The organism is Mycobacteroides sp. LB1 (genome assembly GCF_013449725.1).
GTDB lineage: Bacteria > Actinomycetota > Actinomycetes > Mycobacteriales > Mycobacteriaceae > Mycobacterium.
Window position 1 is genome coordinate 287,364 of the sequence record NZ_JACCFF010000006.1, and the last position, 25,804, is coordinate 313,167.

Annotated in this window: 19 protein-coding genes and 1 tRNA gene; 9 read left to right on the forward strand and 11 right to left on the reverse strand. The window is 62.6% G+C overall.

Annotation, left to right across the window (positions count from 1 at the left end; all coding sequences use genetic code 11):
- Nucleotides 1-74: 74 nt before the first annotated feature.
- Genes MLB1_RS21450 through MLB1_RS21460 form a run of 3 tightly spaced genes read right to left on the reverse strand, consistent with a single transcriptional unit; the run spans nt 75 to nt 3,005 of the window.
- The gene (locus tag MLB1_RS21450) at nt 75-1,337 is read right to left on the reverse strand and encodes a sugar ABC transporter substrate-binding protein (protein WP_180751848.1); all 1,263 of its coding nucleotides are present in this window, start codon (nt 1,335-1,337) and stop codon (nt 75-77) included.
- Nucleotides 1,337-2,152 carry a carbohydrate ABC transporter permease gene (locus MLB1_RS21455; protein WP_180751849.1) on the reverse strand — a complete coding sequence of 272 codons (816 nt, stop codon included), beginning with the start codon at nt 2,150-2,152 and terminating at the stop codon, nt 1,337-1,339. The genes MLB1_RS21450 and MLB1_RS21455 overlap by 1 nt, the downstream gene beginning before the upstream one ends.
- A complete protein-coding gene (locus MLB1_RS21460) occupies nt 2,139-3,005 on the reverse strand; it encodes a carbohydrate ABC transporter permease (protein ID WP_180751850.1) in 867 nt (288 codons plus the stop codon). The genes MLB1_RS21455 and MLB1_RS21460 overlap by 14 nt, the downstream gene beginning before the upstream one ends.
- 41 nt (nt 3,006-3,046) lie before the next feature.
- Here MLB1_RS21460 and MLB1_RS21465 point away from each other — a divergent pair, with 41 nt between their 5' ends.
- A complete protein-coding gene (locus MLB1_RS21465; RefSeq protein WP_180751851.1) occupies nt 3,047-4,561 on the forward strand; it encodes a TldD/PmbA family protein in 1,515 nt (504 codons plus the stop codon).
- Entirely contained in the window at nt 4,558-5,934 is a 1,377-nt protein-coding gene (locus MLB1_RS21470) for a metallopeptidase TldD-related protein (protein ID WP_180751852.1), read from the forward strand. Before MLB1_RS21465 ends, MLB1_RS21470 begins: the two co-directional genes overlap by 4 nt.
- 26 nt (nt 5,935-5,960) lie before the next feature.
- On the opposite strand, the gene MLB1_RS21475 is transcribed toward MLB1_RS21470, so the two are convergent.
- The 4 genes from MLB1_RS21475 to MLB1_RS21490 all read right to left on the reverse strand — a co-directional run bounded on the left by MLB1_RS21475 (nt 5,961) and on the right by MLB1_RS21490 (nt 11,488).
- Nucleotides 5,961-7,544 carry an NAD(P)/FAD-dependent oxidoreductase gene (locus MLB1_RS21475; RefSeq protein ID WP_180751853.1) on the reverse strand — a complete coding sequence of 528 codons (1,584 nt, stop codon included), beginning with the start codon at nt 7,542-7,544 and terminating at the stop codon, nt 5,961-5,963.
- Nucleotides 7,541-9,382 carry an SDR family oxidoreductase gene (locus MLB1_RS21480; RefSeq protein WP_180751854.1) on the reverse strand — a complete coding sequence of 614 codons (1,842 nt, stop codon included), beginning with the start codon at nt 9,380-9,382 and terminating at the stop codon, nt 7,541-7,543. Before MLB1_RS21480 ends, MLB1_RS21475 begins: the two co-directional genes overlap by 4 nt.
- Nucleotides 9,383-9,464: 82 nt before the next feature.
- Nucleotides 9,465-10,538 (reverse strand): PDR/VanB family oxidoreductase, encoded by a 1,074-nt coding sequence (locus MLB1_RS21485; RefSeq protein WP_180751934.1) that lies wholly within the window; start codon nt 10,536-10,538, stop codon nt 9,465-9,467.
- Between the two features lie 50 nt (nt 10,539-10,588).
- Nucleotides 10,589-11,488 carry a metal-dependent hydrolase gene (locus tag MLB1_RS21490; protein WP_180751935.1) on the reverse strand — a complete coding sequence of 300 codons (900 nt, stop codon included), beginning with the start codon at nt 11,486-11,488 and terminating at the stop codon, nt 10,589-10,591.
- Between the two features lie 255 nt (nt 11,489-11,743).
- On the opposite strand from MLB1_RS21490, the gene MLB1_RS21495 reads away from it, so the two are divergent.
- The 5 genes from MLB1_RS21495 (at nt 11,744) to MLB1_RS21515 (ending at nt 18,052) form a co-directional block, all read left to right on the forward strand.
- Nucleotides 11,744-12,406, forward strand: coding sequence for a response regulator transcription factor (locus MLB1_RS21495; protein ID WP_180751936.1), 663 nt, complete (start codon nt 11,744-11,746; stop codon nt 12,404-12,406).
- Nucleotides 12,403-13,425 carry a HAMP domain-containing sensor histidine kinase gene (locus MLB1_RS21500; RefSeq protein ID WP_180751855.1) on the forward strand — a complete coding sequence of 341 codons (1,023 nt, stop codon included), beginning with the start codon at nt 12,403-12,405 and terminating at the stop codon, nt 13,423-13,425. Before MLB1_RS21495 ends, MLB1_RS21500 begins: the two co-directional genes overlap by 4 nt.
- On the forward strand, nt 13,422-14,981 hold the full coding sequence (locus MLB1_RS21505) for a DUF4173 domain-containing protein (protein ID WP_180751856.1): 1,560 nt from the start codon (nt 13,422-13,424) through the stop codon (nt 14,979-14,981). The genes MLB1_RS21500 and MLB1_RS21505 overlap by 4 nt, the downstream gene beginning before the upstream one ends.
- Nucleotides 14,982-15,031: 50 nt before the next feature.
- Nucleotides 15,032-15,105: transfer RNA gene (locus tag MLB1_RS21510), tRNA-Ile, on the forward strand.
- A gap of 541 nt (nt 15,106-15,646) precedes the next feature.
- On the forward strand, nt 15,647-18,052 hold the full coding sequence (locus MLB1_RS21515; RefSeq protein WP_180751857.1) for a hypothetical protein: 2,406 nt from the start codon (nt 15,647-15,649) through the stop codon (nt 18,050-18,052).
- A gap of 683 nt (nt 18,053-18,735) precedes the next feature.
- Here MLB1_RS21515 and MLB1_RS21520 read toward each other — a convergent pair.
- From MLB1_RS21520 to MLB1_RS21530, 3 genes are all read right to left on the reverse strand, one after another.
- Nucleotides 18,736-19,770 carry a hypothetical protein gene (locus MLB1_RS21520; RefSeq protein ID WP_180751858.1) on the reverse strand — a complete coding sequence of 345 codons (1,035 nt, stop codon included), beginning with the start codon at nt 19,768-19,770 and terminating at the stop codon, nt 18,736-18,738.
- 193 nt (nt 19,771-19,963) lie between these two features.
- A complete protein-coding gene (locus MLB1_RS21525; protein ID WP_180751859.1) occupies nt 19,964-20,932 on the reverse strand; it encodes a DUF6602 domain-containing protein in 969 nt (322 codons plus the stop codon).
- Between the two features lie 267 nt (nt 20,933-21,199).
- Nucleotides 21,200-22,015 carry an RsiV family protein gene (locus tag MLB1_RS21530; RefSeq protein ID WP_371750677.1) on the reverse strand — a complete coding sequence of 272 codons (816 nt, stop codon included), beginning with the start codon at nt 22,013-22,015 and terminating at the stop codon, nt 21,200-21,202.
- 175 nt (nt 22,016-22,190) lie between these two features.
- Between MLB1_RS21530 and MLB1_RS21535 the strand changes: the two genes are divergently transcribed.
- The gene (locus tag MLB1_RS21535; protein ID WP_180751860.1) at nt 22,191-24,554 is read left to right on the forward strand and encodes an arylsulfatase; all 2,364 of its coding nucleotides are present in this window, start codon (nt 22,191-22,193) and stop codon (nt 24,552-24,554) included.
- Between the two features lie 7 nt (nt 24,555-24,561).
- Here MLB1_RS21535 and MLB1_RS21540 read toward each other — a convergent pair whose 3' ends face one another.
- On the reverse strand, nt 24,562-24,858 hold the full coding sequence (locus MLB1_RS21540) for a hypothetical protein (protein ID WP_371750678.1): 297 nt from the start codon (nt 24,856-24,858) through the stop codon (nt 24,562-24,564).
- A 124-nt stretch (nt 24,859-24,982) separates the two neighbouring features.
- Here MLB1_RS21540 and MLB1_RS21545 point away from each other — a divergent pair, with 124 nt between their 5' ends.
- Complete coding sequence (locus MLB1_RS21545; RefSeq protein WP_180751861.1) at nt 24,983-25,753, forward strand: S1/P1 nuclease; 771 nt, start codon at nt 24,983-24,985, stop codon at nt 25,751-25,753.
- Nucleotides 25,754-25,804: the final 51 nt, after the last annotated feature.

The following is a 25,804-nucleotide window of genomic DNA, read 5'->3' on the forward strand; positions in this document are numbered from 1 at the left end:
GACTTGATGTCGAATGTGCGGATTGTGTCGATTTTTGGCTGAGTTTCGACACTATTGGCACACTCGGCGCGGGGCTACCGCTCGAGAGCCCTGTTCGCGGCCTGCTGTGCCTGTTGCAGTGCGGTGTGAACATCGAGGCGGCCCAGGAACATCTCCGCGAAATACGGTTTCAGCGCGGCGAATCCGGCCCCGAATCCTTGGCCACCCGGGGCCGCGATCTGTGCACCGTTCAACACCTCGAAGAACGGGCCGACATCGACACCCTTGTCGGCCCAGTGCTGAAGGTATGGCTCGCGTGCGGTCAGCACGGCGGGTATGGCCGAGCCGCTGCGGCCCAAGGATGAGTTCCCGTCGGTGCTGCCCATCCAGGCCAGCACCCTCTTGACGGCCTCGGGATGCGGTGAGGACGAGTTCGCGGCGGCCACAATGCCGTTGGTAACGCTGACGCGGCCCTCCGGGCCCGCCGGCATCATCGCCACACCCCAGGGGAAGGTCGCGTTCTGTTGGATCTGGGCCAGGTTGTAGGTGCCCGACTGAAAGAGCGCCATCCGTCCCTGCAGGAACTGGTTGCGGGAGAAGTCGTTGTTGTCGTTGGTATCGGCGGCCGACGGCGCCACCTTGTCGACGTTGATGAGGTCGACGAGGTATCTGAACGCCATCTCGGCCTGGGGATTGGCGAACGCGAACTTGTCGTCCTGCTGGAAGACGGCACCCGCCGATCCCAGGTAGTTCAGGTAGATGCCTTGTAAGTCGTTGGCGGCGTTGTATGCCCAGTGTCCGGGCCCGGTGAGCCGGTGCAGCATCGGGCGCAGGGTGTCGACGGCGGGGTCGGCGTCCCACCGTAGATCCGCGAGCTCGTCCGGGTCGACCTGCGCCTCGTCGAGCAGGTTCTTGTTGTAGTACAGGGCAATCCCGGCGTCGCTGAGCTGGGGGACACCCCAGAGCTTGCCTGCTCGGGTGAACTGCGTGACGACGGACGGATCCCAGTCGGCTTGCGGGTCAACGGGGATCAGATTGCCGGTGTCGGCGTAGTCGGACAGGTAGGCGTTACTGAGCCAGAAGATGTCGTCGGCGCCGCGCCCGGCCACATCGGTGCGCAGGGAGTTGAAGTAGCCCGCATAGGACGTCACCGTGGTCACCACGGTTATGTCGGGATTGCGCCGGGTGAACTCATCGAAGGAGCTGCGGTAGGCGTTGGCCACCTGCTCATCCCACACCCGCACGGTGACAACCGTTTTCCCATGCGGTGTCTTGGGAATCCCGAGCCATGCCGCAAGTCCGAAGAGCAGCAGGGCGACCAGCCCGAGGGTGAGGACGGCGCGGGTGGAGGATTTCATCACTTGAGTCCGGACAGGGTGATGGAACGGACGATGTACTTCTGGAATGCCACGAAGAGGATCACCAGCGGCACGGTCGCCACGGTGGTCGCCGCCATCACGATGGGCCACTGCGCATTGAACTGGGATTGCAGCCCGGCCGTCGCCACGGTGAGCACCCGCCAGGTGCCTCCGCTGGTGATCACCAACGGCCACATGAAGTTGTTCCATTGCGAGACCACGGTGATGAGGGTCAGCGTGATGAGGATCGGACGGCTTATCGGCACCACCACATGCCACAGGATGTCGAGGGTGTTGGCGCCGTCGAGGCGGGCCGCCCGAATCAGGTCGTCGGGAATGGTGCGGAAGTGTTCACGCAGCAGGAAGATCGCATAGGGCGAACCGAATATGAACGGGATGACCAATGCCCAGAACGTGTTCCGCAATCCGACCTGAGTGAGCATCAGATACATCGGCACCACGGTCACTGTCGCCGGGATCATCAGCGTGGCCAGATACACCCAGAACAGTCCGTCGCGTCCCGGGAATTGCAGGCGCGCAAAGGCGTATGCGGCGAGCACGGAGAACGTCAGTTGACCGATCACGATGATCGCCGTCATCAACACCGTCACCAGGGCCGCGCGCCCGAACCCGGCATCGGCCAGGCCGGTGTAGTTGGCGACCGTGAACGGATTCGGCGCCGCTAGCGGAGAGTCGGTGGCGAACTGCCGCGTCGACTTCAGTGATGCCGAGACCGCCAACAGGAACGGGCCCAGCGTGATCGCGGCGCCGACGGTCAGCAGCAGATACACCAGAGCATTCCTAGACCAGGTCATAGCTCACCCGGGTCCGGAAGTAGCGGTGCTGAATCACCGTGATGGTGACCAGGATCAGGAACAGGATCAGCGACATGGCGGCCGAGCGTCCGACATGGGCAGACTCGAACGCCTCGGCGTACACGCGGTGCGCGGCCAGGTCGGTGCGGTTCTGCGGGCCGCCGCTGGTGAGCGCGTACACGGTGTCGAAGGTCTGCACCGCGCTCACCACACCGGTGACAAGGACGAAGAAGAACGTGGGCCGCAGCATCGGCAGGGTTATCCGGCGGAACCGCTGCCACGACGTCGCGCCGTCCACCCGGGCGGCGTTGTGCACATCGCCGGGGATAGCCAACAGACCCGCCATGAAGAACAGCGCCACGTAGCCGACGTTGGTCCACACACTGACCGTCGCCACCACCGGCAGCGCCAGGTTCGGGTCGGTGAGCCATTCGATGCGTTGCCCCAGCAGCGCGTTGATCGCACCATCGGTGGGCGCCAGCATCCAATGCCACAGCACGCCGATGGCCAACGGCGCACAGATCCACGGGATGACGTAGATGGTCCGGAAGAGCACGGTGCCGGGCAGGCCGCGCACCAGCAGCGTCGCCGCAGCCAGCCCGAGCGCCGTCTGCACCGGAATCACCAGCGCCACGAAGAGCAGCGTCACCAGCAGGGAATGGCCGAAGGCGCCATCGGAGAACACCGAACGCCAGTTGTCCAGGCCGACGAACTCGATGGGGCCCAGCAGATCCCAGCGGCACAGGCTCAGCCACATCACCACCAGGATGGGCAGCAGCAGAAACGCCGCCACCCCGAACAGGCTCGGGGCCAGCAGTCCGTACGCGACGGCTGTCTGCCGGGAGCGTGTCACTGGGACATTAAACCGTGGACAGCGTAGGTACGGTTGAGCGCGTGACTCGGTCCGTAGATCCTGATTTCCTGGCGCTACCCCGCGCCGAACTTGCCGACGCCGCCCTGAACGCGGCGCGCACCGCTGGCGCCAGCTATGCCGACCTGCGCATCCATCGGCTGATCAACGAGGAGCTGGTGCTTCGCGATGAGCAAGTGGAGACGGCGGTATCGGGACGCACCATCGGTTTGGCGGTGCGGGTGATCGTCGACGGCACCTGGGGATTCGCCTCCCACGTGCAGCTCGACATGACGGCCGCTGCCGAGACCGCGCGCCGGGCCGTGGCCGTCGCGCGCGGACTGCACAGCCTGAACCGCGAACGCGTCGAGCTGGCGGCGGAGCCGGTCTATGCCGACGTTCAGTGGGTGTCCGAATACGAGATCGACCCGTTCCAGGTGGCGCAGGCCGACAAGATCGCGGTGCTGCAGGAGTATTCGGGGCGGCTGCTGGCCTCCGACGGGGTGGACCACGCCTCGGCGACGCTGACGGCGGTCAAGGAGCAGACCTTCTACGCCGACACCTTCGGCTCGTCGATCACCCAGCAGCGGGTCCGGGTCATGTCGCAGCTGGACGCGATCGCCGTCGACGCCGCTACCGGGTCCTTCGAAACCATGCGCACCCTGGCCCCGCCGATGGGCCGCGGCTGGGAAGCCATCGGTAGCGACGGGGTGTGGGACTGGAGCACCGAGCTGCGCGAGATCCCCGAGCTGCTTACCGAGAAGGTGAAGGCACCCAGCGTTGTCGCGGGCCCCACCGACCTGGTGATTGATCCGACCAACCTGTGGCTGACCATTCACGAATCCATCGGCCACGCCACCGAATACGACAGGGCCATCGGCTATGAGGCCGCCTACGCGGGCACCTCCTTCGCGACTCCCGACAAGCTCGGCACCATGAAGTACGGCTCGCCCGTCATGAATGTCACCGCCGACCGCAACGAGCGGCACGGGCTTGCCTCGGTGGGATACGACGACGAGGGGGTGGCCTCGCAGCGCTGGGATCTGGTGCGCGACGGCATCTTCGTCGGGTACCAGCTGGACCGGGTGTTCGCACCACGGCTGGGGCAGGAGCGCTCTAACGGCTGCTCGTACGCCGACTCGCCGCACCACGTGCCCATCCAGCGCATGGCTAACGTGTCGCTGCTGGCCTCCCCGGATGAGCGCAGCACCGACGATCTGATCTCCGGCGTGGAGGACGGCATCTACATCGTCGGCGACAAGTCGTGGTCAATCGATATGCAGCGCTACAACTTCCAGTTCACCGGGCAACGGTTCTTCCGCATCCGCGGCGGCAAGCTGGACGGGCAGCTGCGCGATGTCGCCTACCAGGCCACCACCACCGATTTCTGGGGGTCGATGGAAGCCGTTGGCGGGCAATCGACCTGGCGTCTGGGGGGAGCGTTCAACTGCGGTAAGGCCCAGCCCGGGCAGGTGGCGGCGGTGAGCCATGGCTGCCCGTCGGCACTGTTCCGCGGCGTCAGCGTGCTGAACACCAAGCAGGAAGGTGGTGCCGCATGATTCCCGCACAGCAGCTCGCCGAGGATGTGCTGGCCGAGGCCGCGCGCCGCGGCGGTGCCGATGACACCATCGTCCTGATTCAGGACAGCAGCGAGGCATCGTTGCGCTGGGCGGGCAGCTCCATGACTACCAACGGTGAGTCCGTCAAACGCGGCATCGCGGTGGTTTCTATTGTCCGGCAGGGGGAGCAGGTCCGGGTTGGCTCGGTGCTCACCGAGGATGCCGATCCGGCTGCGCTCGCGGCTCTGGTGGCAGCCAGCCAGGCCGAGGCCGCGTCGGCACCCCCATCGCGTGACGCCATGCCGCTGCTGGGCCCCGGCGATACCGCGGGCGAGGCGTGGAATGCGGAGATCTCGCCCACCGGCGCAGACGTGTTCGGATCGTTGGCCGCTGACCTATCGACCGGCTTCGATGGTCCCGACACCTTGTACGGGTACGCCAGGCACGAGCGTCAGACCACCTTCCTGGCCTCGTCGACAGGGCTGCGCCGTCGGTTCACCCAGCCGACGGGGCAGGTGGAGATCAACGCGAAACGCGGTGTCGGCAGCGCTTGGGCCGGTGTATGCACTCCTGAATTTATCAATGTGCCAACGGAATCGCTGTTGCGTCAGCTCTCGGAGAGGCTGACGGCCGCGCAGAACCAGATCGAGCTTCCGGCCGGGCGTTACGAGACGCTGCTGCCGCCGTCGGCCACCGGGGATCTCATGCAGTACCTGGTGTGGACGATGGGTGGGCGCGGTGCGCACGAGGGCCGCAACGCCTTCGCGGGGCCGGGTGGCACCCGGATCGGTGAACGGCTCACCGACCTGCCGGTCACAGTCTATTCGGATCCGTCGTACCCGGGACTGCAGAGCAGCCCGTTTGTGGCGACCCCCATTTCGCGGGAATCGTTGTCGGTCTTCGACAACGGCGTGGGCATCGAGCGGGTCGACTGGGTACGGGACGGCGTGATCAACGCGCTGAGCTACACGCGCGCCGATGCGGCCGAATTCGATGCCGCGCCAACGGTGGGCGCCGATAACCTGATCATGACCGGGGGAGGCGGGGCGACGCTGGAGGAGATGATCGCCACCACCGAGAACGGTCTGCTGCTGACCACGCTGTGGTACATCCGCGATGTAGACCCGACGACGCTGCTGCTGACCGGACTCACCCGCGACGGGGTGTACCTGGTGCGCGACGGTCAGATCACCGGCGCCGTCAACAACTTCCGGTTCAACGAGAGCCCGATCGATCTGCTGCGGCGGGTCACCGAGGTGGGTGCCACCGAGTACACGCTGCCGCGCGAGTGGAGCGATTACGCGACCCGGCAAGCCATGCCGGCGCTGCGGATCCCGGACTTCCACATGTCGTCGGTGAGCGCCGCCCAGTAGCTCGCGGCAGAGTCCGGGGCCCGACCCTACGGGTAGACGGTTACCCGTCCGTCCGTATCCGGATATCTGCGGGACTGGACGTAAGCCTCTCCCGCGGAACGCATCATCGCATTCGAATGTGCGATCGCGAACGGCCGCAGGAATGGGGTGTCGCCGTCCTTGTTGACGTAATAGCTGTGGGAGTTCGCGCAGTTGGGGCTTTTGAATACCAGGTTTTCGGTCGCGGTCACGGCCCGTTCGAAGAATTGGTCGAAGGCTTCCTGACTGACTTCCACGCGTGTCGCATGCCGGATGATGCCGTCGGCGATCATCTCGGTGGCGTGACTGGTGCACATCTTGATGGTGTCGAACCAGTTGAACCCGACCACGCCATAGGGTCCGGGTGCCAGGAAATAGTTGGGGAATCCCGGCACCGCAACACCCTGGTAGGCGCGCATGCGGTTGTTTTCCCAGAAGTCGCCGAGGTCCTCTCCATCGATACCCTGCACCGTGTAGGGCAGGTCGAACACCTTGAACCCGGTAGCGAGGATCAGGGTATCGAGGGGGTGCAGGACGCCATCGGCGGTTTCGATTCCCTCGGGGACGATTCGGGCGATGGAGTCGGTGACCAGATCGACGTCCGTGCGGGCGAATGTCTCAAGGTAGTTGGCCGACGCAGAGGGCCGTTTGCACGCGAAACCGTAAGTGGGAATGAGCTTCTTACGCAGCTCACGATCCTTGATGCGAGCTCTCATGCTGGCCTTGACCACGGCGCCCGCGACCTTGGTGGCATACGGGAACTGTTTGTAGTGCACCACGCCGACGGTCTGTACCAGATCGCCGCCGAGCGCACCACCGAACCTGATGGACCGCAGCAGAAATGGGGTGTATCGCAATACCCGCCGAAGGACGGGAGGTATCGACGGGTTCGTCTTGGGGCCCACGTAGATGGGGGTGCGCTGGAACACCGTCAGATGCTTCACCGTATCGGCGATCGCCGGGATGATCTGGATACCGGAGGCTCCGGTACCGATCACCGCGGCCCTCTTGCCTGCCAGTGGATAGTCATGATCCCACTCCTGTGACAAGATCGTCTTGCCGGCAAAGGATTCCAGCCCGGGAATATCCGGCACGGCCGGTGTACTCAAGGCGCCGTGGCAGGACACGATGAATCGGGTGGTGATCTCGAATTCGCCGTCGGCGTCCACGGCGCGGACCCGCCAGAGGTCGTTGATCTCATCGAAGACGACGCCACGGACGGTGGTGTTCAGCCGTGTCTTTTCCCTCAGCCCGAATTTGTCGGCGCAGTCCTGCGCGTATTGCCGAAGTTCACTGCCGGGTGCGAACATTCGGGACCATTTGGGGTTGGGAGCCTCCGCGTAGGAGTACGCCATCGAGGGGATGTCCACCTCAATGCCCGGATACGTATTGTGCCTCCAGGTTCCACCGACCCCGTCGGACTTCTCGAGGATCAGGAAGTTCTCGATACCTTTCTTACGGAGCCGGTTTCCGGCGGCGAGTCCGCCGAACCCGGCTCCGATGACGACCGCGACCAGATCAGGTACCAGCAGATCCTTGTACGCCGGGACGGCATCGTTGCCTATCGCGCGGGCCGCGGAGAACGTCGTCATCGACCTTCCTTCTGTCCGGGAATGAGCTTCATCAGGTCGGTCATGCCGCCCTTGCTGGCGAAGAAGCGGCCCAAGCCGGGAGCGACCCGATTATTGAGGTACTGCAGGCGCGCCTCCGGTGTTACCGGAACGACCTGCTTGTTTTTCTGGACCGCGCGCACGATCTGCTTGGCCACCTTTTCGGGGCCGTAGCGACGCATCGCATACGCCTTGTCGCCGGCCTGTTGCATGCGACTTTCTTCTTCGGCGCTCACACCTGAAATCTTGCTTGTGGAAATGATGTTGGTGTGCACGATGCCGGGGCAGATGGTGGTCACGCCAATTCCGTGGGTGGCCAGGTCCGCACGTAGGCAGTCGGAGAACATGAAGACCGCCGACTTGCTGGTCGAGTACGCGGAGAACTTCTGTTGCGGCGAATACGCGGCCATGCTCGACAGATTGACGATATGCCCGCCAAGGCCACGCTCGGCCATCTTGGCACCGAACGCACGGCTGCCGTTCACCACACCGTAGAGATTGATGTCGATGACGCGCTTGAACTCCGCGGCCGGTGTCTCCAGGAACCCGCCCGCAGCGCCGACGCCGGCGTTGTTGACCAGTATGTCGGGTACGCCGTGGTTGGCGAATACCTCGTCGGCGTGCGCGTTGATGGCCGCTTCGTCGGCGACGTTGAGCTGGTAGGCGTGTGCGATGCCGCCGTCCTGCTCGATCAGTGCCACGGTCTCCTTGGCGCCGTCGAGGTTGATATCCGAGAGCACCACCTCGGCGCCTTCACGGGCGAACTCCCGGGCGGTTTCCCGCCCGATACCGCTACCGCCGCCGGTGATGACCACCAAATGATCCTCGAAAGGCTTGCGGCTCTTGCCCATCTCGGAACGTCGCAGTGCCCGCGCCGGCGGCTTACCGCTTACCGCGTCGATCAGCTCGACGGTCGCCGCCGCCAGCACCTGCGGGTGCGAGAACGGCAGCCAGTGACCGCCGTCGAGCACCCGACGCCAGGTCTGCTTGTTCCAGATGGGCTCGTCGTCGTAGCACGACTGCCTGATGGCGGGATCGCGCTTTCCGACGATGACTTGAACGGGGACGTTCGTGTAGCGATCTTCGGGGTGTAAGACGGCGGGAATGGCGTTCGCCCGATAGACGCGCAACGCCCTGGTGATATCGCTGCTGAAGGTGGGGCCGAGGTGGATCTGTTCGGCCGGTGCGCCTTCCCCTATGGAAAGACCGGTACGCCAACGTGTCTCGTTGACCAGCAGCTTCATGAGCAGGTTGGGGAGACCGGGCGTGCCGAACGCCAGCATGTAGAGGACAGATCCGATCTGGCCCAGAGCCAACGCCAGGTTCTTGGGGGTGGGATGCGCTAGCCGAGCCCGCACCCATTTGCTCATGTGGCTGGCACACGGCGCGGACACCGACGTGAACGAGGCAAACCGGTGCTCCAGTTCGGGGTCGCAGATGGCCTCCCACGAGGCGGCGCTGCCCCAGTCGTGGGCCAGTACGTGCACCGGCTTGTCGGGACTGACGGCATTGGCCACGGCGACGTAGTCGCTGGCCATTTCGGTGAGCCGGAAATCACGGAAATTCTTCGGATTGGTGGTTTTTCCTGCGCCACGGTTGTCGATGGCCACCAACCGGAACCGGTCCCGCAACAGCGGGGTCACGCCGTCCCAGAGATGATGCGTGTCGGGCCAGCCGTGCGTCAGCAGGATGGTCTCTCCGGTGGGGTTGCCCTGTACGAAGTAGGCCACGTGGATGTCGCCATTGCGCACCACATGCTCGGTTATTTCGGTGGTGTCGTCCCCGGCCAATGTGGGTTTGGGATCGATGGTGCTCGTCATGGTGGCTTCCGTTCGCGCTTTCTGTTGTGGTGACTCCCGGTCACCCGGAATGAACAAAAATCACCGAATATCGGTGTGCTGCCTAGAGATCCAGAATCAAACGTCCACCTTCGGCGCGTGAGACACAGATCAGCATGTCTCCGGCGGCGCGTTGCTGGTCGGTCAGGATGGTGTCGCGGTGATCGGGTACGCCGTCAAGCACGCGTACTTTGCAGGTACCGCAGAATCCCTGCCTGCATGAGTAGGCGGTACCGGGGCGGGTGGCCAGTATCGTTTCCAGGGCGCTGCGGTCGGCGGGGACGGAAATGACTGCGCCGCTGCGCTTCAGCTCGACGTCGAAGGGCACCCCATTTTCGATGGGTGGTGCGGCGAATCGCTCGAAATGCAGCTCTGCACCCGGGTATTCGGCGACCGCGTCCCGTACCACCTTGAGCATCGGTCCCGGTCCGCAGCAGTAGACCGCCAGGTTCGAGTGGAGCTCCGGGATCAGGTCTTCGGCGGTGGGCAGCCCGAACTCGTCATCGGTGCGAATGGTGATGCGATCGCCGTAGCGAGCGAGCTCCTCGCGGAACGGAATCGACTCCTTGCTGCGGCCCACATAGGTCATCGTCCAGGGCAGCCATAGGTCGGAGGCGGTGGCCAGCATGGGCAGGATGGGAGTAATACCGATACCGCCCGCGATGAAATGGAACTGGCGTTTGGCCGTATTAAGATGTCCGGAAGTGGCCAGCGGGAAGGCATTTCGTGGCCCGTTTATCTGCAGAGTGTCGCCGACTCGGACCTCGTCGTGCAGCTCGACGGAGCCGCCATTGCCGTCGGGGATGCGCCGTACCGCGATCCGGTAGTAGGAGCGATTGCGTGGGTCACCGCATAGCGAGTACTGGCGCAGCGCACCGGAGGGCAGGGTGACATCGAGATGTGCACCAGACCGCCAGCTGGGCAGCTCGCCGCCGTCCGGTGCAGTGAATACCAGGCTCACCACGTTGTCGTCGGCGGCCACCACCGATCGGCTGCGCACCACCAGGTGCAGCGTCCGGTCTATCAGCTCCGGCTCGGGAGGTTTGGGAGTAATCAGTGGCGCCAACCGCAACACGACCGGCATCGCCTTGTCCAGCGCCGTCAACACCGGCGGCGCCACGCGATCCATGAGCCGCATCAGGGTGTCCAGCCTGCCCGGGGCGTGCGGTGGCGACGGATGAGGTCTCGTCATGCGGCGGTGGCGGCTTTGGCCGCCGGAGACTTCGCGAGATAGGCGACGGCCTGCGCTGTGTCGCCGATGGCTTCCGGGGTGAAATCGGGCCGCAGATAGGCCTTGAACGCCTTTCCGAGCAGAGCGAAACTCAGCGTCGCCTCTCGCTTCATGGCGAGTCTTAGTTCTCGTGCAAACTGGCGTGCACCGAACTTGGGTAAAGACGGGTCCGCGCGGGCCAGCAGCCAGCCTCCGGTGACCAGTCCGCCGACAATAGGCACACAGCTGGCAAGGTAGTAGACCATCAGCCGAGTACGGCTGGCCCCGAAGTAACGGGCGAGATTCCAGGCGACGCTGCGGTGCTCGACCTCCTCGGCGCCGTGCCAGCGGAACATGTCGGTGATGACCGGGTCGGCCCCGAACTTCTCGAAGTCGAAGTTGAGTAGCCAATCGCCGGCGGTGGAGGTCAGATGTTCCAGACCGGCGATCATCGTCACGCCCTGGACCATGACGCGGTACTGGAGTTTCGGCGGCAGCGAGTCCATGCGTTTCTGAAATTGTTCGAACAGCTGCTCGGAGTGCTTGATCCACACGCTCAGGTCGATGCCGTGCTGGGTGAAGTACTCACGCAGCGCGTGGTCGTGGGTGTCTGAGTGCATCTTCTCTTGGCCGATGAATCCGATGACGTCTTCCCGCAGGCGTTCGTCCTTGATGTACGGCAGGGCACGGCTGAACACGTCGACAAACATCTGCTCGCCGACCGGGAGCATCAGGTTCAACGCCGAGAGGGCGTAGGAGGCGATCGGTTCGCCCGGAACCCAGGTCAGGGGGGAGTGTGAAAAGTCGAACGTGACGTTGCGAGCGTGCAATGCGACGTGGCCTGCGTCGACGGGCGGAGCCACGTCGGGAGTCTCCATGGAGATCGCAGTGGCGGTCAGTGCCTGTTCCCTCATCCTGTTTCTCCTGGTCAAGAGTCTTTATTCGTGCGGTTTGCTGAGCAGAACGGAGTCTATACGAATAGGCATACTGCTGGTATCGGATACATGAAGTATGACTAATGTGTAGGCGATGGGGAAGTAGTTAGGTGAACCTCCACAGAACCTCCACAAAAGGCTCCAGCGATCGCCACAAGCGTCAAATAGGCTGTTCATGTGCCCAGTCAGCGAAGAATCTTGGTTGTCGATGACGAGCCCACTATCTGTGCGTCAATCTCCGCGCGGCTTCGCGCCGAGGGATATTCGGTAGACACCGAGGACAACGGCCTCGATGCGGTGCGGCATTGCCGCGAAAACCCGCCGGACCTGATGGTGCTGGACGTCATGTTGCCCGGGCTCGACGGGCTGGAGGTCTGCCGCCAGGTGCAGGCGCACGCGCCGATTCCCGTGCTGATGCTCACCGCGCGCGGCACCGAGACCGACATGCTGGTGGGCCTGGGGGTGGGTGCCGACGACTATCTGCCCAAGCCGTTCAGCATGCGGGTGCTGGTTGCCCGAGTCGCGGCGCTGCTGCGCCGCACCGAGCGAGCCGCGGCGCCGAGCACCGATATGCAGGTGGGCTACGTGCGGATCGACGTCTCCGAACGCCGGGTGTACCACCGAGACGATGAGGTGCATCTGACCCGTACCGAGTTCGATCTGCTGGCGTACCTAGCCGGCAATCCGAGGGTGGCGATCACCCGGGAGCGCCTGCTCGATCAGGTGTGGGGCTGGAGCGATGGGCTGCCGTCGGGCCAGCGCACCGTGGACAGCCACATCAAGGCGCTGCGTCGCAAGCTCGGTCAAGAGCTGATTCGCACCGTGCACGGGATCGGGTATGCACTGGAGGTGCCGCGATGAGTCAACTGCTGGAACTTCTACCGCGCCCGCTGGATCCGTTGCGCTCCTTCAAGTTCAAGACCGCGGTGCTGGTGGGGGTGGCGCTGCTGATTGCCACGTGCCTTCTCTGGATCACCGCAGAGTGGAAGCTGCGGTACGCGCTCACGCTCGCGCTGTTTGTGTCATTTGGGGTGACATGGTTTCTGGCGCACGGGATGACCTCTCCGCTGCGCGATATGACGGCAGCGGCTCGGTCGATGGCGCAAGGCGACTACTCGCGCCGGATTCGTTCGACCTCCCGCGATGAAGTAGGCCAGCTGGCAACGGCTTTCAATCACATGGCGGCCGAGCTGCAGTCCGCGGAGCGATATCGGCGTGAGCTGGTCGGGAATGTCTCGCATGAGCTGCGTACGCCGATCACGGCGCTGCAGGCGGTGCTGGAGAACATCGTCGACGGGGTGGCCGAGCCGGACCCTGCGACGCTGAAAACCGCACTGGCGCAGACCGAGCGGCTGGGCCGGCTGGTCGATGATCTGCTGGATCTGTCGAAGCTGGAAAACGGATCGGTTCCGGTGCAACGCAGATCGTTCGCGGTGCGTGAGTTCGTGGACGACGCAGTCGCGGAGGTGAAGACGATTGGGCGCCCGGTGCGCTATCACGTGACCGTCGAGCCATTCGATCTGGAAGCGGTCGCCGACACCGCCCGGCTGCACCAAGTGGTGGCCAACCTGCTGGACAACGCCTCGCGGCACAGCCCGCCCGGGGGACAGGTGTCGGTGTTCGCCCGCGCCGAGGACGGCGCGCTGTTACTCGAGGTCGCCGACACCGGGCCCGGCATCGCCGCGCACGAAAGATCAAGAGTGTTCGAGCGATTCACCCACGGGGGATCGCGCGACGGCGGCACCGGTTTGGGGCTAGCCATCGCGCGATGGGCCGTCGATCTACACGGCGGCCGTATCGAAATCGTGGACGCACCCGGCTGCCGGGTGCGAGTCACATTGCCGCAGTTTGATTCAGATTCACAGGAGGGGAATTCATGACAACTGGTTCGATAGTGTCGCCGCCGCCGTATACGACTCCGGGGGCACCAGTTCCGGCTGGGCCTGCAGGGCCGCCCGTGCCGCGCCCGCCGGTGCCGATCTTCGGGCCGCCGTCGCGGTTCCTGACGGCCTGGCCGCGGGACATCCGCTCCAAGATGACCCAGGGCGCACTGCTCAGCGGTACGGGCGCGGGTTTAGTGGCGGCGTTGTGCTGGCGGTCCTCGCTTCCGGGCTTGGGCTGGACGCTGACGGCGTTCACGGTGGCTCTGGCGGCCCTCGCGTCGCAGAGGGTGCAGTGGACGGCCACGCGCATCGGTGCACTGCTGCTGGCGCTGTGCCTGGCGGTGGTGCCAACCGTGCGTGATGCGGGATGGCTTGTCGCGCTGTGTGTCCTGACGTCGGGGGCGTTGTTCGTGTACGCACTGGCTCCCGCGCGGACCTGGACGGGACTGATCTACGGGCAGTTCGTGATGCTGAGGGCGCCGTTTCGGGTGGCGGGCTGGATGCGCCGGGGGACCCGCACGATGTCGCGCGGACGCAAGATCAGCCCGGACCGGGCGGCGATCGTCGTGTTGGTGACGCTCGGCCTGGTGGCGGCGTTTGGCGCACTGCTGGCCGACGCCGATGCGCGGTTCAGCGTATTGATCAGCGGGGTCCTGCCGTTCGTGTCGTTCGGGGATGTGGTCGGGCGGGTTGTCGTCGGTGTGTTGGTCGGCGGGTTCGCGTTGGGCGCCATTTACGTGTTGGCCCAGCCTCCGAGCTTTGACCGGTTGGCACCGACCGAGCCCAAGAAGCTGCCGCGCTGGGAGTGGAGCCTGCCGCTGGCCGCGCTGAACCTGCTGTTCATCGCGTTTGTGGGCGTGCAGATCTCGGTGTTGTTTGGGGGAGATGAGCATGTGCAGGTCACTGAGGGGTTGACCTACGCGGAGTATGCGCGGCAGGGCTTTTGGCAGCTGCTGTTTGTCACCATCCTGGTGATGGGCGTGATCGCGGTGGCGATCCGGGTGGCGGGGCGTGACGATGCCCGCGACCGACTCTACCTGCGGGTGCTGATCGGCGGGCTGTGTATCACCACGCTGGTGATCGTGGCCTCGGCCATTCACCGGATGTCGTTGTACGAGAACGCGTACGGGTACAGCGTGGAGCGGTTGTTGGTGCGCTGGATCGAACTGGGCATGGGTCTTGTACTGGTGCTGATCCTGGTGGCGGGAATCCGGATGAGTGCCCGGTGGCTGCCCACCGCGGTGGTGGCGGTCGGTGCGTTCGGGATGCTGGGGCTGGCGATCTTCAACCCGGAAAGCTATGTGGCGCAGCGCAACGTTCAGTTCTTTGAGCAGACCGGCAAGATCGATCAGTGGTACATGGGGAGCCTATCCTCGGATGCTTTCGAGGCGACGAAGTCGCTGCCCGAGGAGGTGCGGGAATGCGTGCAGGGACGGATGGCGGAGCAACAGCGGGCGACGGCGCCCTGGTACGAGTACAACGTGAGCCGGGAGAAGGTCCGGGCCGCTGAGGTGAAGCCGACCTCGTGCAACGTGGATCGCGACGGTAGGTGACCTGGCTTCCAGGGCCTTGGCGGCAGATCGGCTAGAGTTCAGTGCTGCTAGGGGCGGTAGCTCAGTTGGTTAGAGCCGTGGACTCATAATCCATTGGTCGCGGGTTCGAGCCCCGCCCGCCCTACTTCTGAATGGTTGGCCGGGGTTGATGTTCTGCACTGGGGTGCAGGTGGCCTGAGAACACACATCCGACGCAATGGCTTTAAGTCCTGGGGTCCGATTATGAGTGCTCCCGGTCGTCGTTTTGTTGTGGCGTCAGCGGGCTCCTTAATTCGGTGGGCGCAAAGCGGTGACTTGGCCTCTAACCTAGCTATCGAGAATAGATGCGACGGCGAAGCGATGCGCTGGCCTTATGCACACCGATCGGTACTTCGATCTGCCTCTGCTGCTTTTGCGTTCTAGCCGGCCTTCACAGTGGTGTCCTAACTTGGGTCGGAGGTTTCGCGCGATCTGCGGGCAGCGAGTGTTGATTGCGCAGTGTTGCAGTGACGTGAGTCGGCAAGCTGTGCTTGGCTGCTGCGTCTTGATGAAAGCCAGGTTGTATCGGCTTGCGGGGACTGATTCGTGCAATCTGATCGATCAGCTACCAATTGAGCCTAAAGTGGTGACCTCGTGGCGTGCGTCGTTAGGACGTACCAGCATCCGCTTGACTAGATGGAGGTGCGATGGCGGGCCGAACGGTCGATCAGCTCAAAGTTGACTACCCGGATGTAGATTGGCGGGAAAAATTCATAGAGTTCTGTGGACTGATGGAGGCTCTCGCAGACTGCATCATTTCTGACAACTATGTTGTCTCGGATGAGTTAAACGCGGCTATAAAGTTGAGCGAGGCCGGCAACAAGCTAATGGGCCGACTGCTTCGGCAAAAAGTAAATGCGAAGGACGCGCGCCTCATGTGCGCGCTAACTCTGGGGCATGATGAAATTTTCGTTGATATCGATGCGACCGACATCATCAAGCTCTCTGAGGCTATCGACGCGGGGATTAAGAAGGGTGCAATCAGATTCCCATTTATCTATGGCCGTGAATTCTATGATACCTATGCAGAAATGTTCGATGACGAGCGGGAATTCCTGTCCAACGAAGAGACTCTTCGACTTTTAGAGAAGCTGCCTAGCGGTGTCTTCCAATATGGAGTTTTTACGATTGGTCCCTACGGAGTATGCCAAAGCTCTGAGCCCCGGAAGATATCGGCAAGTCGACGCGTACCCGGTTACCACTGCTCGGTTCCTGCGTGCCTTGCGATCCATCCAGTTTCGTTACAAACGGGAAGCAACGCGTCAATAAATCGCGATCGTGTGAAGTTGGAAGACGCCCTCCAAAATATGCCTGCAGACGCTAGCGACTGGTGGCAATACGCTGCAGAGCTCAGCGGTGGAGCAAGCACTCGCTACGGCGACCAGCAGATTGCGGTATTGCTGCCACTAGTCGGCGATACGTTGTCGGATGGCGAGTTGCGGAGCCTGGTATCCAATCTGTTTGACAACACTAAGGGTCAGCTTCGTGAGGCCGTCTCGCCATTTCTGAACGTTGGCGACGCCAGATCATGTGTCGAGGCTCTCGGTAGGGCCGAGTTGCTTCAAATAGTTCTACTTGCAAGAGAAGAACCGATTGCTTGTGCTCTCGATCGGTTGGTTCGTGCGGGAGATATTAAGGTGCCGCGGGGTGATGTGCGCAGACCCGTCGTCAACCGCAACGTCCGTTCAGGCGCGTTCCGCCTGCATGCCGAGCTGGGGCATTACGGAGTCCGCTTCGTCTCGGATGATCCTGGTCTTGCACTGCTGCGAGAACGTCGACTCCTCAACAAGCTCTATGTGCGCGAACCGGGTACCGACGTTCAAGAGCTCGAGTGGCAGTTGCGGGGGATCGATATCGAGGATCTTGATGAAAAGTTAGAGCATTTTTACCAAACTAAGGCTCCTACGGAAGCGCTCAGACGCCTTGTCTTGGCACGCAAATCTAATGCAGTCACCGCCTGCCATGAAGTCGGGGTTGATCACGATGAAGGATTAACGGATACGGCCCTTATCGAGACGCTGCTCTGGAAACTCGGTTTTCCTATCGAGTCGGACGAGGATCCGCATAAGTCATTTTGGGAGCGGCACGAACGTCTCTGGGCGCTTACACAGTCGCTGACGGTGGCAAGCAGTTCGGAGCGTTTTCAAGAAACCGCAATGCCCTATTTCACGATACTTGAGGGTCTTCTGCTCGATTCTCTCGCGTTTACATCATGGGCCTTGCTTGTAGATCACACCAGAACGGACATGCCGTTCACTTACGATAACTCGGATGACCGTGAGGCGGGTCTGGCTCTACTGCAAAGTGCTTGGGTTATAGAATCCGCTGGCGGTACTTACGATATCGACTACACCGGTTCGCGCGTCGATCTTCGAGCTCTCATGGACGGCTTTCGGGTGCTCGCTAAGCATCTCGACCGCTGCCGCGTTACACCAGAACTTTACGAGCGTCCGGCCGCGGAGATTCCGGAGTTTGATGGTAAGACCGAACTTAAGCGTTACCTTTTGCGTTCAACTTTGCCGTTTCTTGACCTCTCCAGACCCAGTCAAGATCGCATCATAGAGAGTTTAGAGCAAATTTCGCAATCGATGGCCAAAGCTGAAGTCAACCAAGTCCGTAACGACTACATGCATTATCGTCGAATTGCGCCTAATGTCACCCGTATTGAGAATGCCCTTGAGGCGACCCGGCAAAGCGTTAGTAAGATCGAAAACATGGGCTTCTGTCGTCTTATGTTCTCCCCAGCAGCCGTGGTCCAAGATCGGTGGGGTCAACGAATCCATGAATTCATCGGACCTCGAAGCTACGAGCATTTCTTTGCGAGGCCTACAACACTTGATTGGATGGGCCTGCCGCGACTAGTGGAGGCCCAGTATCTTCTTCGCGCAGCAAGTTTTGGCGATCCAAACGAAGTTCTGAGGTTCACGCCCAGGTACCCAAGCGAGTTCTCGGAGATCTGGCAAGGGTTTCCCAACCGACGACGTCGAGGGCCCGGCTCCTTGGCGGCCGAGGATGCGCCTGCACATAAGTCTGACGTCCAGGCCTCGAGGTGAATTTGTCTTGAATCGATAGAACGTGAGCCGCTAGGTGCATCGGTGGTTCCGCCAGATACAAGTCGTCCATCGCAGGTGACCCACTGAAGCTGCCTCGCCCGGCGCGTTGGGCGAGCTGGCGTTGGTCTGCTCGCCATAGGCCCAACACTTCCCGAGCCAGCATCTGATCGGCTGCACAAATGGCCGCAAGCACCGAGGCCGCGAGTTGTCTGGAAGAGCGTCACGGATGGCAGGGTTGGGGCCGACGCTTAGTACAGAGGGACCTGCGATGGCCAGCTATGGTGCGCAACCCATTCGAACCGACAGTCCGATAGTTCCCGACCGTGCCATAGTGGGGTGTTATCGGTGAACCGGCATCTGACGCTGGCGGATCGGCTCGACCTAACGCAAGATAGCCGGCGCCCACCCGTTTCGCAGGTCTGTTAGCGGTGGCGAACACATATCCGAAACCAGTTGGATAGCAGCGGTTATCCACGACATCGTGCTAACGAATCGAATCGTCGCAAGTGCTACGCGATGAGCGTGGTGGTAGTTCAGAGCAGTCAGGCGATACGCCAGCTCCGGTAAAGCTGGTCTGCGTGATCTGTGTGACCGGCCCCAGCGATGCGATAGGACGGGAGCATCGAACACCTGCGCCATGCTGTGCGGCGTTGTGTGGCGATAACAGGCAAGGAAACCTGTGTTCAGGCTGACGGAAAGTCGAAATCTGACAGCGGGTGGGTTGCTTGGAGTAATTCCGAAGTGGTCGCCACCGCCTTCTCGGCGACGTCCTTCGTCATCTCCTTACCGCCGTGCACGGCCTTGTTTCGTGGCTCGATCACTTGCGGCCCGAACCGGTCGGGCAGTGCGGCGACCTTTAACTTCCTCGCAAGCTCTGTTAGGGGCCCAAGCATCCTGTGCTTGTCCATCAGCGCTTCGGCCATGTCGGGGTTGCTGTTGACCGCGAGATGCGCGTCGAGTCTTGCCGTGAGGGCAAGTTCCGCGGCCGTACCCGCGTCGAGAATGGCTCGACGATATTCCCCTGTGTTCAGGAGTGAGCGCGCATCCCGAAGCATCAGCCGGGCATCGGGTGGCTGCCTCGCTTCGCCGGTAAGCGACATGCACCTTTCCAGCTGAGCCTTAGTCAAAGGATCTCCGACATACGGCCGTAGTTGAGGCATCTGAACCCAAGAAAACCCTGGCTCCTGCCCGTACCGCGGCTCAGTGATCCACATAGTTGTCCGACTGAATGACTGACGCCGCTGTCTGCCGAGTTCGATCAGGTCCTGCATGCTTACCACTCCGATCCAGTCCGCCAGCAACGACCACCAGGTAGTTCGGTGTGTGACCAGATGGTCGCGAGTGTGCTGAAACTCGTCATCATCGCCTGCTGCGCCTTCTGTGATGAAGCGAAGTTGCTCCACTACGAAGTATTTCGGCGGGAGGACGGCAGTGTTCCAGTCTTCCGAGGGGTCCGGGTCGCTCCACTCTTGCATGGACCCCCATGCGCTATCACCGGCGTAATGGGCTTCTGCCGCATCCCTTTTATCTCGTTCGGCTCGGAAATTGGAGTGGGGCGCGATGAGATTGTGGTGATGCACGTCCGGATCAAACCTGGGGAGCCTCACCGTCAGCGGGAAGCAGGGCATACGCGACTCGTAGCTCTGATCCAGACACTCGGGCAGGACCAGAAATCCCGCGTCGCATGACATATCGCCTTCGATGCGCTCCTTGGTCACCTTTGTCTCCTCCCCTCCTGGTGTCGGCATGAGTCGCCGGCGTTGTGGCGCCTGGCGTCCTGGCGTTGCAGCCCGACGTGTCTCTTCATCCAAGCGCAGTTTGGCGGTCAGGGACAGGTCGCGGGCGGTGATGTGGGTCGAATCAACGGTCGATCGCGTTCCCTGGCAGCCGATCTGAGCATTTGGAGAGTAGCTAGAACAAGTACTGCCAATCAGCGTTTGGGATGAATCCCCTCTTCACGTTCTTGGCGATGTGCTCGTTCGTCACCTCAACAAGGGGCCACCGCCTGAACGTGAGACCCCCGCGATCAGGGTAGGTCTTCGTAATTCGGAAACCATCTGCTAGCGGCCGGAGAGTCTTGTCATTGATGGCTAGCTTTCCCCACAGCGATCCAATTAAATGAGCGAGCGGGGATAGTGGATCTTCGTCGTCGTAGTCGTGACGGAGCCCAGACATCACGATGTCTTGCCCGCTCATAAGCTCGGCTATCTCCGGGGGTATGTTCTGCGCTAGCGAGAGCGGCATCCTCATCGAACGTAGAATTTCGCCCTTGACGATCGATGTTGAGCGAACCCAATAACCGAGATCGGCTACGCACAGCATGTCGAGCCCGTCACGAGGCGTTCTGACGTCCTTGTCGAACCCCTCAACCAAAGCCTTCACCTTGAGCTTCGGATCGTCGGCCTTCTTCCAGCTATGCGACTCGGCCAGAAGGCCGAAAAACATGGGTGGTGCCAGGTGATCCCGTGGTGTCCCCTCACGAATCTTCATACCCTGTCGGATCATCGCGGCTTGTTCATAAGCTTCAGCGATCTCTTTGCGGTTGACCGTGCGCTTCACGCTGAACGCAGCGGCGACTCCCGATGCCAGGACATCGCGCTTCTTCCGAAGTGGCTTCGGATAGTGGGGATGGAACACAACCAGATCGACCTCTCTCGACTTGGCAGGTCCATCTTCCGTCTCAAGCAGCAGGTACTTGCGCTTACGGATCTCATAGTCAGGAGGTAGCCAATCTGAGAGCACTTCATCCCAGACTGACTCAACACCATGGCCAACTTCTTGGATCTTGTTCGCTTGACGCGCTGCTTCTTGCTCACGTTCGTAGGCTTCAACGATGGACCGGTTCACGTCCTCCAGCCACTGGTGATGTTCGTGCTGCATGGCCCGATGGTAGCCAGCGCCGTCGATAGAACAACGGAGGTTTGAAGGGTGCGTCCATACAACCGGGCTTTGATCCGTGGAGACAGAGAGATACGGGGGGCTTCGGTGGCCTGTGCTGTAAGTGCGCTCTCACCCGTCGGGGGCATCGCTGCTCGACGGACGCAACGCCACCCGCAGTCGGCATGACAGCGAGGCGATGAGATGCCTTGTCGCCAAGCCGGATACGCCCGCGTCTTTATCTCGGTGACCGAGAAGAAGTCGAAAGCGCTACGTAAGCATCGGGTCGATCGCCGACCGCGGCACCAGCACCTGCAACGCCCCGTATGAGTCGGGCAATATCGCGCCTTGGTCGAAGAAGAACATCACCCCGTCGTTGAGCACCGCGAAATTCTGGTAGTTGGCAGGGTTGTACAGCGAAGCCGGTGAGAACGGCAGCGGCGGTGGGGGAGGTGGCGTCGTAGTGGTGGCCGACGTGGTGGTAGTCGGCTGTCCCGAGGTTGTAGTCGGCGTGGGAGGCGCGACCGGCGGTGCCAGCTGTTGCTGCAGTTGAGCCTGGACTACCGGCGCGACGGTCTTCAGCGGATCGTCCACCCGCCATAGCGGCACATTTTCTTTGTCGTCCGCTGCGGCCGTGTAGAGAATCGCCTTGCGATAGCTCTGGTCCCAGTTGTACGCCTTGTACGTCGTCTGCGGCTGCCCGCTGCCGGCGTTTTGGTACACCTTGAACACCACGGTCTGCGTGCCACGCGGGGGAATCGCCGAGGTGTATTCCGTTGGCTTGATGCTCAACTGAGACGGCGTACTGCGGGCCGCGCCAGACTTGGCCGTGTTGAGGAACGCGTCGCGCGTTTTGGCAACGTATTCGGCGATCGGCTTCTGGTCCGGGTAGTTCAGCGGAATGGTGATGTCGACGCTGTACCCGGTATCGGAGAGGCGGATCTCACACGTCTTGCCGGTATTGCTGCCCTTGAGGTCGGCGCAGTAATCGTGCGGCGCCGCCACCGCTACGCCAGCAGAACCAAAGATGGCGGCAACGGTGGCCAGCACAGACACGCTCACAGAGCGCATGGATAAGGAGGGCACGTATGCACTCTAACTTCGCAAGGTGAACCAAGTGCCTGGACCGGTGAACTGAGCCACCGAACTGACTGTGCCCTTGGAGTTGCCTGATATTCGGGTGGAAGCCCTCTCAGCGGCCCCATCACCTCGCTACGATCACACCGTTCTTGGATCTTGAAACCCCTACGAGGGAGCGGCCATGACGGGATCACCAGACTCCGGATTCAACGGCAAAATCGCCTTGGACATCAGGGATTCCGAGCCTGACTGGACTCCCTACGCCGCTCCGACGGCTCCCGAGGGTGCCCCCAACATCCTGTATCTCGTCTGGGATGACACCGGCATCGCCACCTGGGACTGCTTCGGCGGCTTGGTTGAGATGCCTGCCATGAGCCGCATCGCGGAGCGCGGCGTCAGGCTTTCGCAGTTCCACACCACCGCGCTCTGTTCGCCTACCCGGGCATCGCTCCTGACTGGCCGCAACGCCACCACCGTGGGCATGGCCACCATCGAGGAATTCACCGACGGCTTCCCGAACTGCAACGGCCGTATCCCGTTCGACACCGCGCTGCTCTCTGAGGTGCTCGCCGAAAAGGGCTGGAACACCTACTGCGTGGGCAAGTGGCACCTGACCCCGCTGGAAGAAGCGAATCTCGCGGCCACCAAACGGCATTGGCCACTCTCGCGCGGCTTCGAGCGGTTCTACGGCTTCATGGGCGGCGAGACCGACCAGTGGTACCCGGACCTGGTCTACGACAACCACCCCGTCAATCCGCCCGCCACTCCCGAGGACGGCTATCACCTGTCAAAGGACATTGCCGACAAGACCATCGAGTTCATCCGCGACGCCAAGGTCATCGCGCCCGACAAGCCATGGTTCTCCTACGTGTGTCCCGGCGCCGGGCACGCCCCGCACCACGTCTTCAAGGAATGGGCCGACAAGTACGCCGGCACGTTCGACATGGGCTACGAGCTGTACCGCGAGATTGTGCTGGAGAACCAGAAGAAGCTCGGCATCGTACCCGCGGACACCGAATTATCGCCCGTCAACCCGTATCTCGACGTCAAGGGACCCAATGGCGAACCCTGGCCGCTACAGGACACCGTGCGCCCCTGGGACTCGCTCAACGACGAGGAGAGGCGCCTGTTCTCCCGGATGGCCGAGGTGTTCGCCGGGTTCCTGAGCTACACCGACGACCAGATCGGCCGCGTCCTGGACTACCTGGAGGAGTCGGGCCAGCTCGACAACACCATCATCGTGGTGATCTCCGATAACGGCGCCAGCGGTGAGGGCGGCCCCAACGGCTCGGTCAACGAGGTGAAGTTCTTCAACGGCTACATCGACACCGCCGAAGAGAGCCTGCGCTTCTACGACAACCTCGGCGGCACCGACACCTACAACCACTATCCAATTGGCTGGGCGATGGCCTTCAACACGCCCTACAAGCTCTACAAGCGCTACGCCTCACACGAGGGCGGCATCGCGGACACCGCAATCATCAGCTGGCCCAACGGGATCGCCGCGCACGGCCAGGTCCGCGACACCTACGTCAACGTCAGCGATATCACCCCCACGATCTACGACCTGCTGGGCATGACACCCCCCGAGGCGGTGAAGGGCATCGCCCAGAAACCGCTTGACGGCGTGAGTTTCACCGCAGCACTTAAGGACCCAAAAGCACAGACCGGCAAGGACACCCAGTTCTACACAATGCTCGGCACCCGCGGTATCTGGCACAAGGGCTGGTTCGCCAACACCGTGCACGCCGCCACGCCCTCGGGCTGGTCGAACTTCGACAAGGACCGCTGGGAGCTGTTCCACATCGAGTCCGACCGCAGCCAGTGTCGCGACCTTGCGCAGGCCGAGCCCGCGAAACTCGAAGAGCTCAAACAGCTCTGGTTCGATGAGGCCGCCAAATACAACGGCCTGCCGCTGGCCGACCTGAACATCCTCGAAACCCTCACCAGGTGGCGGCCCTACCTGGCGGGAGAGCGCACCTCGTTCATCTACTACCCGAACACCGCCGAAGTCGGTCTCGGTGCCGCGGTAGAGATTCGGGGACAGTCGTTCTCGGTGCTCGCCGAGGTATCGATCGACACGACGGGGGCCGAGGGCGTCATCTTCAAACAGGGCGGCGCCCACGGCGGCCACGTGCTGTTCATGCAGGACGGGCGGCTGCACTACATCTACAACTTCATGGGGGAGAAGGAGCAGAAGGTGTCCTCGTCGGGCGCGGTGCCGCTGGGCGCCCACGTGCTCGGCGCCCGTTTCACCAAGACCGGCACCGTCGCGGGCAGTCATACCCCAGTCGGCGACGTGACGCTCTTCATCGACGAACAGGTCGTCGGGTCACTGCCGGGCGTCGAAACCCACCCGGGCACATTCGGGTTGGCCGGGGCTGGCTTGTCCGTCGGGCGTAACAGCGGCTCGGGAGTGTCCTCGGCCTACAAAGTGCCGTACGCGTTCACCGGCGGAACCATCGCCCAGGTGGTTGTCGACATCTCGGGGGAGCCGTACGAAAACCTGGAGAAGAAGCTGGCGCTGGCCTTCTCAAAGGACTAGCCAAGGATTAGGCGGGCCACTCGGTGAGCTGTTCCCATTCACCGAACGGCGGCTTGTGCGCAGCAGCGATCACGATCTGCCCGGTCACCGCCGACCCCGGGTGGTACTCGTCGACCGCGAATCCGCCCTGCCGGTCCTCGGGCGTCGCGCCATCCCAGATGTAGACGGGGCCAGGCTCGCTGGTCTCGATCGTCTCCGGCTCGCTGCCGCACTCGGCCGCGGGCTCGTCGCGGCCCACGCCCGTGTGCTTCCCATCGGTGCGGCGCCAGATGCTGCTGCCTGCGCGGATCACAGGTTCACTCACGCACCGGATGCTACGCGCTGCCACGCCCCGTAGGCAGGCACTAATTGACGATGCGGTGAACACATAGAACGAGTAGGTGTCTACTCGAGCCATCGCCGCCGCACTATGTCACCGTGGAGGGGTGATGAAAAGGCTTGGTGCGTTGGCGGTCGCGGTCGCCCTACTGCTGGCGACGGCCCCGCTGGCCGCCGCATGGGGCCCGCAGGGGCACAACATCGTGGGGGCGGTTGCCGATTCGGAGCTCACCCCGGCCGTCCGCGCCGAGGTCAGCCGACTGCTGGCCGGTGAGGCCAACCCGACGTTGGCCGGGGTCGCGAACTGGGCCGACCAGGTGCGGCCCAGCCGGCCGGACACCGCACCCTGGCATTACGCCGATATCGCCGAGAACAACTGCCAATACGTGCCCGCAATAAATGGCGACAATGGCAATAACGTCATCGAAGCGATCCGCAACCAGACCGCGATCCTTGCGGATCGGTCCAAGCCCGATGCAGAACGCCGGGAGGCGCTGAAGTTCGTCGTGCATTTCGTCGGGGATATTCACCAGCCGATGCATGACGGGTACGCCCGCGACAGAGGTGGCAATGACATCCCGCTGACCTACAACGGCCGGTCCACCAATCTGCATTCGCTGTGGGACAGCGGATTACTGAATACCCGCGGTCTGAACGACTCCCAGTACACCCAGGTGATCCTGGGCCTGCCCGCCCCGGATCTCGGCGGCGCCGATCCTGTCGACTGGGCGCAGGCCACCTGTCAGATAGCGGTGGGCGCCTACCCGAGCACCTCGACCATCGGCGTCGACTACACCAATGAATACCGGCCCATTGCCGAGGCGCAACTGCGGCTGGGCGGTGACCGTCTCGCGCGCTTGATCAATGGCACGCTCGGCTAATGCGTGAGAGCACTGTCTGTTTGGGTCTAATCCGAGTGGTCTACTATCGCT

Bases quoted from the DNA above. Each gene is read 5' to 3' on its own strand.
- MLB1_RS21470 (WP_180751852.1), top strand. From the start codon at position 4,558: ATGATTCCCGCACAGCAGCTCGCCGAGGATGTGCTGGCCGAGGCCGCG.
- MLB1_RS21475 (WP_180751853.1), bottom strand. From the start codon at position 7,544: ATGACGACGTTCTCCGCGGCCCGCGCGATAGGCAACGATGCCGTCCCG.
- MLB1_RS21480 (WP_180751854.1), bottom strand. From the start codon at position 9,382: ATGACGAGCACCATCGATCCCAAACCCACATTGGCCGGGGACGACACC.
- MLB1_RS21545 (WP_180751861.1), top strand. From the start codon at position 24,983: ATGAAAAGGCTTGGTGCGTTGGCGGTCGCGGTCGCCCTACTGCTGGCG.
- MLB1_RS21515 (WP_180751857.1), top strand. From the start codon at position 15,647: ATGGCGGGCCGAACGGTCGATCAGCTCAAAGTTGACTACCCGGATGTA.
- MLB1_RS21485 (WP_180751934.1), bottom strand. From the start codon at position 10,538: ATGCGGCTCATGGATCGCGTGGCGCCGCCGGTGTTGACGGCGCTGGAC.
- MLB1_RS21500 (WP_180751855.1), top strand. From the start codon at position 12,403: ATGAGTCAACTGCTGGAACTTCTACCGCGCCCGCTGGATCCGTTGCGC.
- MLB1_RS21525 (WP_180751859.1), bottom strand. From the start codon at position 20,932: ATGCAGCACGAACATCACCAGTGGCTGGAGGACGTGAACCGGTCCATC.
- MLB1_RS21455 (WP_180751849.1), bottom strand. From the start codon at position 2,152: ATGACCTGGTCTAGGAATGCTCTGGTGTATCTGCTGCTGACCGTCGGC.
- MLB1_RS21450 (WP_180751848.1), bottom strand. From the start codon at position 1,337: ATGAAATCCTCCACCCGCGCCGTCCTCACCCTCGGGCTGGTCGCCCTG.
- MLB1_RS21505 (WP_180751856.1), top strand. From the start codon at position 13,422: ATGACAACTGGTTCGATAGTGTCGCCGCCGCCGTATACGACTCCGGGG.
- MLB1_RS21535 (WP_180751860.1), top strand. From the start codon at position 22,191: ATGACGGGATCACCAGACTCCGGATTCAACGGCAAAATCGCCTTGGAC.
- MLB1_RS21490 (WP_180751935.1), bottom strand. From the start codon at position 11,488: ATGGAGACTCCCGACGTGGCTCCGCCCGTCGACGCAGGCCACGTCGCA.